Source organism: Sphingobacteriales bacterium (assembly GCA_016700115.1).
In the GTDB taxonomy this organism is placed as follows: domain Bacteria; phylum Bacteroidota; class Bacteroidia; order Chitinophagales; family UBA2359; genus UBA2359.
Genome location: CP064999.1, coordinates 2,851,478 through 2,864,109 on the forward strand (window position 1 = coordinate 2,851,478; position 12,632 = coordinate 2,864,109).

Annotated in this window: 12 protein-coding genes; 6 read left to right on the forward strand and 6 right to left on the reverse strand. The window is 37.9% G+C overall.

From position 1 onward, the window contains the following. Window positions 1-26 precede the first annotated feature (26 nt). The 4 genes from IPM47_10265 to IPM47_10280 all read right to left on the reverse strand — a co-directional run bounded on the left by IPM47_10265 (window position 27) and on the right by IPM47_10280 (window position 3,127). On the reverse strand, window positions 27-1,145 hold the full coding sequence (locus tag IPM47_10265; protein ID QQS31269.1) for a hypothetical protein: 1,119 nt from the start codon (window positions 1,143-1,145) through the stop codon (window positions 27-29). Then, the gene (locus IPM47_10270) at window positions 1,132-1,635 is read right to left on the reverse strand and encodes a GTP-binding protein (GenBank protein QQS31270.1); all 504 of its coding nucleotides are present in this window, start codon (window positions 1,633-1,635) and stop codon (window positions 1,132-1,134) included. The genes IPM47_10265 and IPM47_10270 overlap by 14 nt, the downstream gene beginning before the upstream one ends. Window positions 1,636-1,733: 98 nt before the next feature. Continuing rightward, on the reverse strand, window positions 1,734-2,657 hold the full coding sequence (locus IPM47_10275; GenBank protein ID QQS31271.1) for a hypothetical protein: 924 nt from the start codon (window positions 2,655-2,657) through the stop codon (window positions 1,734-1,736). A 125-nt stretch (window positions 2,658-2,782) separates the two neighbouring features. After that, window positions 2,783-3,127: a hypothetical protein gene (locus IPM47_10280; GenBank protein ID QQS31272.1), complete on the reverse strand. Its 345-nt coding sequence runs from the start codon at window positions 3,125-3,127 to the stop codon at window positions 2,783-2,785. Window positions 3,128-3,449: 322 nt separating this feature from the next. Between IPM47_10280 and IPM47_10285 the strand changes: the two genes are divergently transcribed. Further along, window positions 3,450-5,948 carry a heavy metal translocating P-type ATPase metal-binding domain-containing protein gene (locus IPM47_10285; GenBank protein QQS31273.1) on the forward strand — a complete coding sequence of 833 codons (2,499 nt, stop codon included), beginning with the start codon at window positions 3,450-3,452 and terminating at the stop codon, window positions 5,946-5,948. 58 nt (window positions 5,949-6,006) lie between these two features. Here the strand turns inward: IPM47_10285 and IPM47_10290 are convergent, their stop codons facing one another. Then, the gene (locus tag IPM47_10290; GenBank protein QQS31274.1) at window positions 6,007-7,437 is read right to left on the reverse strand and encodes a hypothetical protein; all 1,431 of its coding nucleotides are present in this window, start codon (window positions 7,435-7,437) and stop codon (window positions 6,007-6,009) included. A 340-nt stretch (window positions 7,438-7,777) separates the two neighbouring features. Between IPM47_10290 and IPM47_10295 the strand changes: the two genes are divergently transcribed. Beyond that, window positions 7,778-9,178 (forward strand): T9SS type A sorting domain-containing protein, encoded by a 1,401-nt coding sequence (locus tag IPM47_10295; GenBank protein QQS31275.1) that lies wholly within the window; start codon window positions 7,778-7,780, stop codon window positions 9,176-9,178. 158 nt (window positions 9,179-9,336) lie between these two features. On the opposite strand, the gene IPM47_10300 is transcribed toward IPM47_10295, so the two are convergent. Then, window positions 9,337-9,519 (reverse strand): hypothetical protein, encoded by a 183-nt coding sequence (locus IPM47_10300; GenBank protein ID QQS31276.1) that lies wholly within the window; start codon window positions 9,517-9,519, stop codon window positions 9,337-9,339. A 136-nt stretch (window positions 9,520-9,655) separates the two neighbouring features. Between IPM47_10300 and ccoS the strand changes: the two genes are divergently transcribed. The 4 genes from ccoS to IPM47_10320 all read left to right on the forward strand — a co-directional run bounded on the left by ccoS (window position 9,656) and on the right by IPM47_10320 (window position 12,611). Beyond that, the gene (ccoS, locus tag IPM47_10305; GenBank protein QQS31277.1) at window positions 9,656-9,835 is read left to right on the forward strand and encodes a cbb3-type cytochrome oxidase assembly protein CcoS; all 180 of its coding nucleotides are present in this window, start codon (window positions 9,656-9,658) and stop codon (window positions 9,833-9,835) included. Between the two features lie 44 nt (window positions 9,836-9,879). Further along, window positions 9,880-12,003, forward strand: coding sequence for a cytochrome-c oxidase, cbb3-type subunit I (ccoN, locus tag IPM47_10310; GenBank protein QQS31278.1), 2,124 nt, complete (start codon window positions 9,880-9,882; stop codon window positions 12,001-12,003). 142 nt (window positions 12,004-12,145) lie between these two features. Then, complete coding sequence (locus IPM47_10315; GenBank protein QQS31279.1) at window positions 12,146-12,349, forward strand: cbb3-type cytochrome c oxidase subunit 3; 204 nt, start codon at window positions 12,146-12,148, stop codon at window positions 12,347-12,349. Between the two features lie 40 nt (window positions 12,350-12,389). Then, window positions 12,390-12,611 carry a hypothetical protein gene (locus IPM47_10320; protein QQS31280.1) on the forward strand — a complete coding sequence of 74 codons (222 nt, stop codon included), beginning with the start codon at window positions 12,390-12,392 and terminating at the stop codon, window positions 12,609-12,611. The last annotated feature ends 21 nt before the right edge of the window (window positions 12,612-12,632 follow it).

A 12,632-nucleotide genomic window follows, 5' to 3' on the forward strand; every position in this document is an offset into this window, starting at 1 on the left:
ACGTTAAATATTGAACAAAAAAGGAATCAAGTGCTTGTTTCCTGATTATTAGGCAGGCGAAAAGGTAAAGAAAGTTTCATCAGCAAATTTTGGTCTTCGGGTAAAAAGTACATCGAAAACTTTCCTTTTAAGTTGGAAGTGAGAGCGGTTAAATCTTCGTTGATTTGTTTGGAGAGATGTTGAGTTTCTTCGATTTGAGATTTGTTGACTGCACAAGACATAAAAAACTCTACATTACAATGTGTAGGTTTTATTTCGATTACTGATGCAGTCAGGGTTGTAGAAAGGCTTTTCCATCCAAAAATGCCATGGTACAGAAAGTTGTGCAGTAATTGAGCTATCCGGGGTTTGTTTCCAATGACTAAGGTTGGGAATCCCGGATTTACACGCAGATAAAAAGGGCTTTCCTTAATCTGTTGATTGTATTCAAAGATTTTAAGAACATTCCAAATCAAGGCAGGCAGGTCGAGCAGGGTTCTTTCAGGTGGGATTAAAAACAAGTCTAATTGTGCGGGTCTGTTTAGGGTGAGTTGATCGTCCAAAACTGCAACCGAAGCCTCTATTGCACTGAGGTAGTTGGCTTCATTTTCTGTCATAGCCGTATCTTTGAGTTTTGCGGCAAGCGCCATGATTTTGTTCAAGGGGGCTTCTAACTCCGATGCCACGTTAATATTTAATTCTTTGCGTGCCTGACGCAGTTTGTTGAGCAAATCAATATCCTTATGTAAGGATAGAATTTCGTTTTCAATTCGCAGTTGCTGACCTTCAATAATAGATTCATTCCGTTCTTGCTGAATGACAATCAGATGTTGGTATTGTTCGGTCAGGTTTTGAATATGGCAGACAAAGACCGGGGTATTGTTAAACAAGACTGAACTGACCGTAAAATCACTTAGAAAAGAATGATTACCGAATGAAAATTCGACTCGGGGTATATTGATATTTTGTGAACTATTGGGGGAAAAGGTAAAAAGGGCATCTTTTACTCCATCCAAAACCGGAAAAAGGTCAAAGATATTTTGGGTTTCAAATGTTGCAAGGTCAAAAAGAGTGTTGCAGGATTCAATCAGTTGTCCGTTTCTGTCAAATAGGATGGTCTGAAACCGTTCAAAGCAAAATTGTTGTTTTAAATCAAGAAGGGTCATGTATGATTTGTTCTGCTAAAGAATAAAATACCTTTTCTACATGAATACCGGTTTTTGCGCTGGTAAAAAAATGGGTAGAAACGGGAATGATATGTTTGATTTCTTCTAAAGATGTTTCGTCCAATAAGTCGGTTTTATTGCCTACCACAACCACCTGCGATTGATGGAGTTTATGTTTCAGGATTTCCAAATCTGCTTCAATTTGAATAAATGCAGAGGGGCGTGAGACATCAAACACGTAAATAGCACCACTGCTTCCGAGATAATAACTTTCCGGTATTCGCTGTTGGGTTTGTTCGCCTCCGATATCCCAAATAATCATACTTACCGAAAGGTCTTCATTTAATTGTATGGTTTTGCGGTCTATTTTTACGCCAAGGGTTGTTTTATAAGTTGCAGAAAAACTCTGGAAAACAAACCGGCTGATGAGAGAGGTTTTACCAACTCCGAAACTTCCGCAAAGGATAATTTTTTTGGTTATAGTTTTCATGGGTTAGTTAGAGGTGTTTCTGTTTCGGATGTCTGATCAGGTGTGGTAAAACTACTGCTTTTTTACAAAAGGGCAATCCCATCTTCAATTTCCGGTCATTAAGACAAATCAAACTCCTCAAATGTTTCCTTTAACCTTTTTGAAACACTGTGAAACAGACTATCATCTATTTCCTGAATAGATGCAGGAATATGGCTACTGCTGAAATCGGACAAAGCTAAATTTAACTGTTCGGAAGTACCGGTATCTGATAATCCCGAAACTACGGTTGCAGTATAATGTTTGTAGAAACTGTGCAAAATAATTCGTTGATTTTCGTAATCAATGGTTTGCAATCCTCCGGAATCCTGTTTAAATGCTTCATTCACAAAGTTTTGAATCGCTGTAAGCATGGCAGCAATCAAATCCGGGTCGGCAGTATTGTTTCTCGAATAATAACCAATCAGCAGACCGGAATTTGACTGAATCATAAATACTTCTTCTATCTGTGCGGGCATTGCTGCTTTAACTCCTCTTGTAGTCATCGATTCCCCTTTAATAACAGAGTTCACAAATTGTTTCCACCATTGAAGCGAAAATGTTTTTCCAATTCCTTTTTGTGTGTTTTCTAAAAAAATATCGAACTGATACCGCACATATCTTTGTATGAGCTTGCCGATGATGGGAAACAATACTTCAATAAACTCGTCTTTTGAGTTTTCAAGCTCGTCTTTTACCGTTTCTTTTACCTCTTTGCCGAACTCAAGCCCGAAATTTTTTTTAAGCTGCTGTATTCTTAAATTAACGATTGGTGTTACTTTTTCTTTCAGCCGCTCTGGATTGTTCATGTTTTCAGACAAAGCAAATATACCCCCCTGAGCGTTGCTCAATTCGCGGTTTAGTTGCGACACATCAATGCGCAAATTGCTCAGACTGCTTTTTATATCCTGCAACTGACGGCGATCTTCCTGCAATAACAAAGACTGCAATTTTTCCATCAGATACTTGTCTAAAAGCTCTTGTTGATGCTGTTGTGTATTCATAATGCCTTGATATTATGATAATGCAGAAGGCTGAAAAAGGAATAAATGAACCGGTTCAATACCGGAACCGTATAAAACAAACCCGAAAAAGGAAAAGCAGGCTATTTATAACCGTTAATCTTGTTTTACATGGAGATATGCGTTCCGATATCACTCAATAGCTTGCCCAATTTTCGGCGGTCTAATTTGTCATCCTCTAATTTAGAAATTGCCGCCAATACTTCTTCGTGGTTTTTCTGCATTTGCTCAAAAATGCGTTTTTCAGCATCTGCCAATGCCCTTGTTAATTCATCAATAGCTTGATGTAAATTGGTATCGGTTTCTTTTCGATGCTGGGAAATTACATGACGCAACTGGTTAAACTCCTCGTCATACACTTTCATGTTCTGACCAAACAAAATATCGCGGATAGCCGATATTTGATTCTGATTCATGTGTTCAGTATTGGGTTCGTTTTGTTGTTTTGACATAGGAATTTTAATTTGTTATCGTTTTTAAATCAAATTAGTTTCAATTTTGGGCTTAATATATTGTTAACGGGTATTTTTTCATCTCTAAAGTGAGGCTAAATTACAATTTAATACGGTTATCCAATATATCGGATAAAAAAAAGAAGGTTTAGCCCGGTTTTTTCCATGAATTACGGTAAATAGGTTGTTTTTTATCGCGTCCGGGCAGTTTCAGCACTTTTCGATTGCTGCCATTTATGGGCATAGCATCACAGGCATTGTTTGCCATCAAAACCTTCGGTAACTTTGCCGGAGTTTTCTAATCAACATTTGACAAATTTTAATGACACCACCTGTATCTGTTTTACCTGTAACTACCAAAACTGCCTGCTACCACTGTGGTTTGGATTGCGAAACAGACGACATCAATCTTGCGGGTATTAACGAACAAGACAAAAAGTTTTTTTGCTGTGAAGGTTGTAAAAGTGTTTATGAAATTTTGAACGCTAACGACCTTTGTAACTACTACGGTTTGGAAAACAATCCGGGAATTACCCAACGAAAGCCTGTTTCACCCGGAAGGTTTGCCTATTTAGACAACGAAGAAGTTAAAACAGCATTGCTCAATTTTTCGGATGGAATACAAAGTAAAGTAACGTTTAGTATTCCACAAATGCACTGTAGTTCGTGTATTTGGCTGCTCGAGAATCTGTACAAACTGAATCCGGCAGTTTCCCGTTCAACGGTCAATTTTCCCCGTAAAGAACTATACCTGACTTTTAATGAATCGGAAACAACCCTCAAAGACATCGTCATATTATTGGCATCTATCGGATATGAACCCGATATCAGATTGGGGAATCTGGATTCAAATGCAGGAATTAACCGTAAAACAAGCCGTCAGCTTACCTTCAAATTAGGAATTGCCGGTTTTTGTTTTGGCAATATCATGTTGCTAAGTTTTCCCGAATATCTGGGTTTGGATAATTTGGCTGAAGGGAGTTTTAGCCGTTTTTTCGGTTATCTGAATATACTTTTATCGCTTCCTGTTTTGTTGTACAGCAGTACCGATTATTTTAAAAATGCCTACAGCGGGTTAAAACAACGCACACTTAATATTGATGTGCCCATAGCTTTGGGTATTGTAGCTTTGTTTGGTCGCAGTATTTTTGAAATACTCACCCATACAGGTGCGGGGTATTTAGATTCTTTTGCCGGCTTGATTTTTTTTCTGTTAACCGGAAGATGGTTCCAACAAAGAACTTACGATTCAATTTCTTTTGAGCGCGATTATAAATCCTATTTTCCGGTTTCTGCTACCCGAATCCATCAGGGACAAGAGGAAAGTGTCGCGTTAAACGATTTGGAAACAGACGATTTAATTTTAGTGCGAAATGAAGAGTTAATCCCGGCAGATGCAGTATTAACCCGGGGAACCGCCAAAATTGATTATAGTTTTGTTACCGGAGAATCGGAACCTGTTTTGAAAAATGCCGGCAGTTTGATTTATGCGGGCGGCAGGCAGGTTGGGGCTGCCATTGAATTGAGGTTGGTAAAAAAAGTTTCACAAAGTTATTTAACCGAACTGTGGAACAACGATGCTTTTTCAGAAAACAGAACAAGTACCCTGACCTTGTTAGTCAATAAAACCAGTCGGATTTTTACCCCTGCTATTTTAACGGTTGCAACATTGTCCGGTATTTATTGGTGGGCGGTTAGCGGTGTTCCGGCAGCCATTAATGTTTTTACTGCTGTTTTAATCATAGCCTGCCCTTGTGCTTTGGCTTTGGCTTCTCCTTTTACTTTGGGAAATGCCCTTAGAATTTTGGGAAGAAACCGGTTTTATCTTAAAAATACGGCAGTCATTGAGCAAACAGCTCAGGTTAACCATATTGCATTTGACAAAACAGGCACTATCACTCATGCAGGTCATCAGGAGGTTGTATTTGTGGGTGATGAAATAAAAAAAGAATTTCTTTCAATGATAAAATCGGCAGTTCGCCAGTCGGGTCATCCCATAAGCCGCCAGATTTACAACAGCCTGCCGGATATTCCGGTGATTCCGGTAACATCCTATAAAGAAACCGTTGGTAAGGGTATATCCGTTCAGATTTATGATTGCGAAGTAAAAATCGGTTCGGCCGGCTTTACAGGTTTTACGGAAGAAGAGGGAAACCCTGCCCAACAAAGCACCCGTACTTATCTGGTGATTAACAGAATTTCAGAACGGGATAAAACCGTTTTGGTAAAAGGTTATTACCTGTTTCAAAATGTCTATCGAAAAGGGTTGAAAAATGTGGTGGAGGAATTGGGGAAAAACAGAAAGCTGACACTTATTTCCGGAGACAATGACGGAGAAAAAAACAATCTGATCCGGTTTTTTGGAAATCAGGCTCAATTGATGTTCAACCAAACTCCTCATCATAAATTAGCTTTTATTTCCGAGCTTAGAAAGGGTGGTGAAAAAGTTCTTATGTTTGGAGACGGACTAAACGACGCAGGTGCTTTGCGACAGGCAGATGTAGGTATCGCCATTTCTGAAAGCATCAACAATTTTAGCCCGGCTTGTGATGCTATTGTCGAAGCTTCAGAGTTTGAACGACTACATCTGTTGTTAAACTATTGTGTGGCTGCTGTAAAAATTGTCCGTTTTGCTTTTCTGATTTCACTCAGTTACAATTTGGTGGGTCTAAGTATAGCAGTTCAAGGGTTGCTTTCTCCTTTGGTCGCGGCCATTTTTATGCCGTTGAGTTCAGTTACCGTTGTTTTGTTTGGCTTTTTAGCAACAAACATAGTTGCCCGCTATTATGGAATTTCCGGAACAAAGCCATTGCCACACTGATTAGGAGATGATTCTACTCATAACCAGATGTTGAAGGAAGTTATTTTAAATATTGCCTCTATCTCTGCTTTTTCATTTTTTGTTCAATTTTTTCATGCAGCCATTTGGCATTGACCAACAGCTTTGTGTTTTTGATCAACTGCTGAGTTTCAAGCAGCAGTTCATTTTTGCCTTTTTGTATTTTTATGAGTTTTGAAACAAACCTGATGAAATTAAGATACATCTCCCGTTTGTTTTCAGCAATAAGTTTGTTCCGTCTCAGATAAATTTTAAAAGCATCACAAAGCGCCAACAGAGGTTCTGTTTCATCTAATTCGTAGTAAAGTCTCAAAAGCAAGGATTTAGCTTCTATATAATAAAATACATCATCAAACTGTACTTCGTTTAAAAGCTTAAGTGCTTTTCCATACTTTTTTTGGATGTAATACAAATAAGCCAAATTATAATTATAGGCATTTTCACGAAACTGTGGTGCTAAACTTGTATGATATTCATGGATGAAGTTTTCGGTCCAATCAAATTCCTGATTTCGGCTTCCCACGACTACAATATTCATATAACTCCAGGGCGATAAATATTTGTTTTCAAATATGATACGATTTTCGAGCAATCGCCGGTACAGCTCAAAAAGTTCTGATACATATTGGCTATTCCCTCTGTTGATTTTACCCACACAATAATTAATTGCATATAAATACATGCCTCTTGCTTCATCGGGATCAAAAATAGTGGCATGTTTATCTAACAAATCTTTTAAGTTGATGAAATGAGTTTCCACATCAGGTTGACGAAGGCAGAGTAAAATAGATTGATAGATGGCAACAGGCGGAATGTGATTTAGCGGCTCATTGTCTAAATAGGTCAAAATTTCATCCAACAGTTTAAGGCGATAATCAGAGGTCAGCATGTTCAGGCGATTCACGATTTCACAGCTGTATTTGAGTTTTTGAGACAGATAGTAGATGTCTAAATTATCTATGGCTTCCTGTAAACTCTCATCATGTGAATGAACCTTTTGTTTGTCAAAAAAAGCGACCTCCTGTTCTTTTAACAAAAACTCATGGTAATAATATTGTGAGTCCTGATAGGGTAAAGTCTTTAGGTAAGAAAAAGCATTTTTCATGGTTCTTTGAAAAGGTTTTTCAAGATTCCATTTCAAGTAGGTTTTCAACAAGTGTGAAAACTGTGCAGTTGGTTGCTGAAGCACTTCTTCGGTAACGATAAACTGTTCGATAAGTTTTACCAAATCACTCATCCAATACCCCATTTCTTTTTCATTGTAAGGCTCTTCCGGACGGGTCAGCGAAAAAACAGCTTCCTTCTCCACCAGTTTTGCTTCAAAGTCCGGATAAAACCGGATCAGAGTATCAAACAAGGCTAAAACCTCCTCTTTTTTATTAAAATATGGAGAAGCGATAAAGTCGCGCAACTGTTTGACTTGTTTATTCGTCAGACATTTTAAAATAGAAATTAGCTTACTGTTTTCCATAAATTATAGCAAGGCAGGCAACCCTTTACAATGTTTATTCGTTTTCGGTTAAAATCCTTAGTCGTCAATTTCGTCAGAAAATTAAAAAAGGAACTTTTTTATTTCTCCAAAATCGGTTTTTTTTCGGAAAGTCTGAATTTTTTTTCCATTACTTTTAAATCTGGAATTTATGCGAACCCTTACCAACATAGTGTTTCAAACAACAAGGGCTTCATTTAAACTTTTTCTTTTTTAAAAAAAACCTTCGGAAACTTCATAAATTTGTACTTCTTTTCTAAATTATTTATGCCGATATTTGCAGGGGGGATTTCAATTTTTAAACTGCCAACTCTTTTTTGATATGTACTTCAAGTTAGTTCAAAAGGTTGTTTTGAGTTGTTTTTTACTTTTTGGTGTGATTCAACCTGCCTTTGCGCAACGTTGGGCGGTGAATGATACCATATATATATATGAAAACACCTCGGTTGAACTTCATGTCTTATCCAATGATGAAGGGGAGGAGTTGTCTATTTTTGATGTTGAAGTTGCCGATTATCCTTTCCGTGGCTCATTGGTTAAAGACTTCAGTTGCAACTGTTTTGTTTTTACCCCTTTCTCTGAATTTGGCGTAACTGTTTTCGAAGACAGTTTTACCTATCTGTTAAAAGAAGAAATAGAAGCCTTCGAAAACGGGGGAGAAGTTGCAACAACCCTTTCTACTAATGTCGCAACGGTGTTTCTTTATTTTTTGGAATTAGAATGTGAGGAATGTGTTTGGCCCGGTGATGTGAATGCAGATGGAATTTGCAATGCCTGGGATTTATTGCCAATCGGGATTGGACACGGCACTTATGGTTATGCACGTCCTGACGCTTCCATTCTTTGGGAAGGCCAAAACTGCTACGATTGGACTAATAGTTTTAGCGGCGATTTAAACTACAAACATGCTGACTGCAATGGAGACGGCTGGATTAACAATGACGATGTAGCAGCTATTGAAGCAAACTATGGCTTAACCCGTTCGGTTAGCTTTATTCCTGAAATGCCAAGTGAAACCGGTGATTTGACGGTTACCCTTGAAATACTCAACTCAAGTGTATCCATAGGCGATACCGTTGTTACCAATATATTAGTCAGCGGTGCCGATGGTGATGCCGATTTATATGGATTGGCTTTTTCAATCAGCTACAATATTGTCCCGTTTGAAGGCACAATGAATGTCAATTTTCCGGTTTCTTTCCTTAGCAATGGTGAAAATACTATTTCTGTTCAACGGGTCGTTGAAAACACCATAGAAGCTGCAATTACAAGAACCAACTCTGAATTTGCCAACGGCACCGGTTTAATTGGTGTTGTTAGTTTTGTTATGGAAGATGTGCTGGCCGGCAAAAATACAGAAGAATATCTGAGTTTAACATTCAATAATATAACCGCCACAACTCCCACTGGCTCTAAACTATCGGTAATCCCTCAGGGTGCAGAAGTAGATCTTACCCTCGATCAAAAACTTCCTGTTATATCTCAGGACTTCAAGGTATTTCCTATCCCTTCAAATCATCAACTCACCATTCAAACGGGAAATACGAAGACATATCTGATTACTTTAGTCAACAACGCAGGCAAAACAGTATTCTCTTCCACGGTATTAAATTATAATTCAGAATTGAATATTGACCTGCAAAACTTGAGTACAGGCGTTTATTTCCTTCAACTTCATACCGAAAAGGGTATCATTACTCAAAAAGTACCCATCATTAAGTAATTGGACATTACTTTTTTTGTTTTGTTGATTCTTATGAAATCTGATAACAGATTTTAAAAGGGTAAAAACTGTTTTTTTTCAAAAAAGCATCCGTTGCTTTGACTGATCCTATTTTGGTTTTTCTTGTTTTTTCCTTGTTCTCAGACGTTCCTTTTTCTTTATAATGGGATATAAATTCTCGTTTTTTTGAATGCTGAATCATAGATTCCATGATTGCATGATTTTTTTAACCTTGCAATAAAAAAAGCTGCTTTAGTTTCCGGTAAAGCAGCTTTTTTATTTGTGAAAAATGAACCGGATTTTAATTTTGTTAAATCTTTGCAAGATGGTATAGAATCCATATATATCTATTTTAAAAAAACCACCTAAGAAAATATTATTAAACAAATCCGTAAAAAAGTAAGCTATAGTGACATAAGTCATTTTTAAGGTTATTTTTGCCCTATAACTTTGCCCTCAACTTGAAAACAGTGTACTATGAGTGCTATGTTTTTCTTAATAATTGCCAGTATTTTCGTAGCGGCAATTTTTTTAATTATCTTTATTTGGGCTGTAAGGAGTGGTCAATATGACGATAGTTATACTCCCTCAGTTCGAATATTGTTTGAAGACAACAAATCTGCTTCAAAAACTGAAACCCCAGACCAGCCAGAATAGAATACAATCAGAAATAACAACAGCTCACCACCAACGAGTTTACTATGAGTCAAATCGAACGCTTTAGTTATGACAATGTTCATGCCCGAAATTTTGCCTATGCAACACTTTTTTGGGGCATAGTCGGCATGACAGTCGGATTTTGGATGACCTTGCAATTAATTTTTCCGGCGCTAAATTTCAGCCATACCACACATTTGCTGACTTTTAGTCATATCCGTCCGATTCATACCAACGCAGTTATATTTGCGTTTGTCGGAAACGGGATTTTTGCCGGTGTCTATTATTCATTGCAACGGCTTTTAAAAACAAGAATTTTTAGCGATGTACTTTCCCGAATTCATTTTTGGGGTTGGCAGTTAATCATTGTTTCTGCTGCTGTAACCTTGGCTTTGGGTTATACGGTTAGTAAAGAATATGCCGAATTAGAATGGCCGATAGATATTGCAATTGCTTTGATTTGGGTGATTTTTGGTATCAATATGATTGGTACTATTTTAAAAAGAAGAGAACGGCATTTGTATGTTGCAATCTGGTTTTTTCTGGCAACCTGGGTAACTGTTGCCATGTTGCATATTGTTAATAGCCTCGCTATTCCCGTTTCTTTTCTTAAAAGCTATCCTATTTATGCCGGTGTTCAGGATGCTTTGGTTCAATGGTGGTATGGTCATAATGCGGTCGCATTTTTCTTAACCACCCCTTATTTGGGTCTGATGTACTATTTCGTACCGAAAGCAGTCAACCGTCCTGTTTATTCTTACAGGTTATCCATTATTCACTTTTGGGCACTAATTTTCCTCTATATTTGGGCAGGTCCTCACCATTTATTGTATAGTTCTTTACCAGATTGGGCACAATCTCTCGGTACTGTTTTCTCTGTAATGTTAATCGCACCGTCCTGGGGAGGTATGATCAATGGGTTACTCACGCTTCGGGGTGCTTGGGACAGGGTTAGAAATGAGCCGGTGTTGAAGTTTTTTGTCGTGGCAATCACTGCCTACGGGATGTCCACTTTTGAAGGTCCAATGCTGTCGTTTAAAAATGTAAACGCCATCAGCCACTTTACCGATTGGACTATCGCACACGTTCATGTTGGCGCTTTAGGATGGAATGGATTCCTTACCTTTGGCATGTTTTATTGGCTGTTTCCAAAAATGTTTAATGTAAAACTGTATTCACAAAGATTAGCCAATATACATTTCTGGATTGGAACTTTGGGTATTATTTTTTATGCTGTTCCAATATATTGGGCCGGTTTTACTCAAAGCCTGATGTGGAAACAATTTACTCCGGAAGGTACACTGTTATACCCCAACTTCCTGGAAACACTGATTCAAATAGTTCCAATGTATGCCATGCGGTCATTTGGAGGTTTATTATACCTGATTGGAGCATTTGTGATGGCATATAATATTTACAAAACTGTGGCAGCCGGTAAATTTGTGGCAAATGAAGAGGCAGAGGCTCCTGCTCTTGATAAGAACGAAGTAGTTCATACAGGGCATTGGCATCGTTGGATAGAACGTCGCCCTGTTCAAATGTTAATTGCCAGTTTAGTCGTTGTTTTAATCGGTGGTATTGTAGAAATGGTTCCGATGTTTATGATTAAGTCAAACATTCCGACCATTGCTTCCGTAAAACCATATACTCCATTAGAGTTGGAAGGCAGAGATATTTATGTAAGGGAAGGTTGCTATGTTTGTCATTCACAAATGGTTCGTCCTTTCCGTTCAGAAACCGAACGTTACGGTGAATACTCAAAATCCGGTGAATTTGTTTACGATCATCCTTTCCAATGGGGATCTAAACGTACCGGACCTGATTTGCACAGAATTGGCGGAAAGTATCCGAATACCTGGCATTACAACCACATGTTCGACCCTCAAAGTATGTCTCCGGGTTCATTAATGCCAGCTTATCCATGGTTATTGGATAACGATTTGGATGTAACCTACACAGCCAAAAAAATCAGAGTGATGCAATATTTAGGAGTTCCTTATGAACAGGGATATGATCAGCAGGCTGTGAATGATTTAAACAAACAGGCTGATATGATTGCAGCAGACCTGAAACAAAACGGAAAAATTGAAACCCCCGGTAATAAAGAGATTATTGCTTTGATAGCTTACCTTCAGAGATTAGGTACTGATATCAAAGTAAAAGAATAGTTCGAAAGAGTAGTGCTTTAAATCTTTATTACAAATAAAAAAGTGTGGAGTGTGATGTGTGTATAACAGTAACGGGTTCATCGGGTTACCTAAAAAACGATAGCCCGTTACTTATATAAGTCTCCCAAAAAAAGTAAAAAACATGTACAAACAAATATTACAATCGTTAGACAGTGTAGCACCGCTTGCAATAGGAGCATTGATTGCGTTTATTTTGTTTTTTATACTACTTACTATCTGGACAAGTAAGCGAAATAAAGGCTATATTCAACACATGTCTGAACTTCCTCTCGAAGACAGCAGTACAGTTTCTTATGAATCCCCTAATCAAGTTAAATCTTTTTGAAAACTTATTTTACCTCCTCTTCAAAAAAGGCATATCTACTATGAAAAACAATTTGTTGGCTATACTTCTTGGAAATTTACTCCCTCTCATTGCTTTTGCACAAAATACAGGTGCAGGTTCCGCATCAGGTAGCGACAAAGCAAACATGTTGGTAATATTAACTCTGGTAACAGGGGTAGTTGTTGTTGCTGCGGTTTTTATAGTCTTAAGGGCCATTACTACTTTGAGCAGTGAACTTCGCAAAAAGGCAATCAGAAAATAGTTTACTTTCTAAAAACAATCG

Excerpts from the sequence above, each read along its gene's own strand:
- IPM47_10300 (QQS31276.1), bottom strand. The coding sequence starts at position 9,519 with ATGGATTCTATACCATCTTGCAAAGATTTAACAAAATTAAAATCCGGT.
- IPM47_10275 (QQS31271.1), bottom strand. The coding sequence starts at position 2,657 with ATGAATACACAACAGCATCAACAAGAGCTTTTAGACAAGTATCTGATG.
- ccoS (QQS31277.1), top strand. The coding sequence starts at position 9,656 with ATGAGTGCTATGTTTTTCTTAATAATTGCCAGTATTTTCGTAGCGGCA.
- IPM47_10315 (QQS31279.1), top strand. The coding sequence starts at position 12,146 with ATGTACAAACAAATATTACAATCGTTAGACAGTGTAGCACCGCTTGCA.
- IPM47_10320 (QQS31280.1), top strand. The coding sequence starts at position 12,390 with ATGAAAAACAATTTGTTGGCTATACTTCTTGGAAATTTACTCCCTCTC.
- IPM47_10285 (QQS31273.1), top strand. The coding sequence starts at position 3,450 with ATGACACCACCTGTATCTGTTTTACCTGTAACTACCAAAACTGCCTGC.
- ccoN (QQS31278.1), top strand. The coding sequence starts at position 9,880 with ATGAGTCAAATCGAACGCTTTAGTTATGACAATGTTCATGCCCGAAAT.
- IPM47_10270 (QQS31270.1), bottom strand. The coding sequence starts at position 1,635 with ATGAAAACTATAACCAAAAAAATTATCCTTTGCGGAAGTTTCGGAGTT.
- IPM47_10290 (QQS31274.1), bottom strand. The coding sequence starts at position 7,437 with ATGGAAAACAGTAAGCTAATTTCTATTTTAAAATGTCTGACGAATAAA.
- IPM47_10295 (QQS31275.1), top strand. The coding sequence starts at position 7,778 with ATGTACTTCAAGTTAGTTCAAAAGGTTGTTTTGAGTTGTTTTTTACTT.
- IPM47_10265 (QQS31269.1), bottom strand. The coding sequence starts at position 1,145 with ATGACCCTTCTTGATTTAAAACAACAATTTTGCTTTGAACGGTTTCAG.
- IPM47_10280 (QQS31272.1), bottom strand. The coding sequence starts at position 3,127 with ATGTCAAAACAACAAAACGAACCCAATACTGAACACATGAATCAGAAT.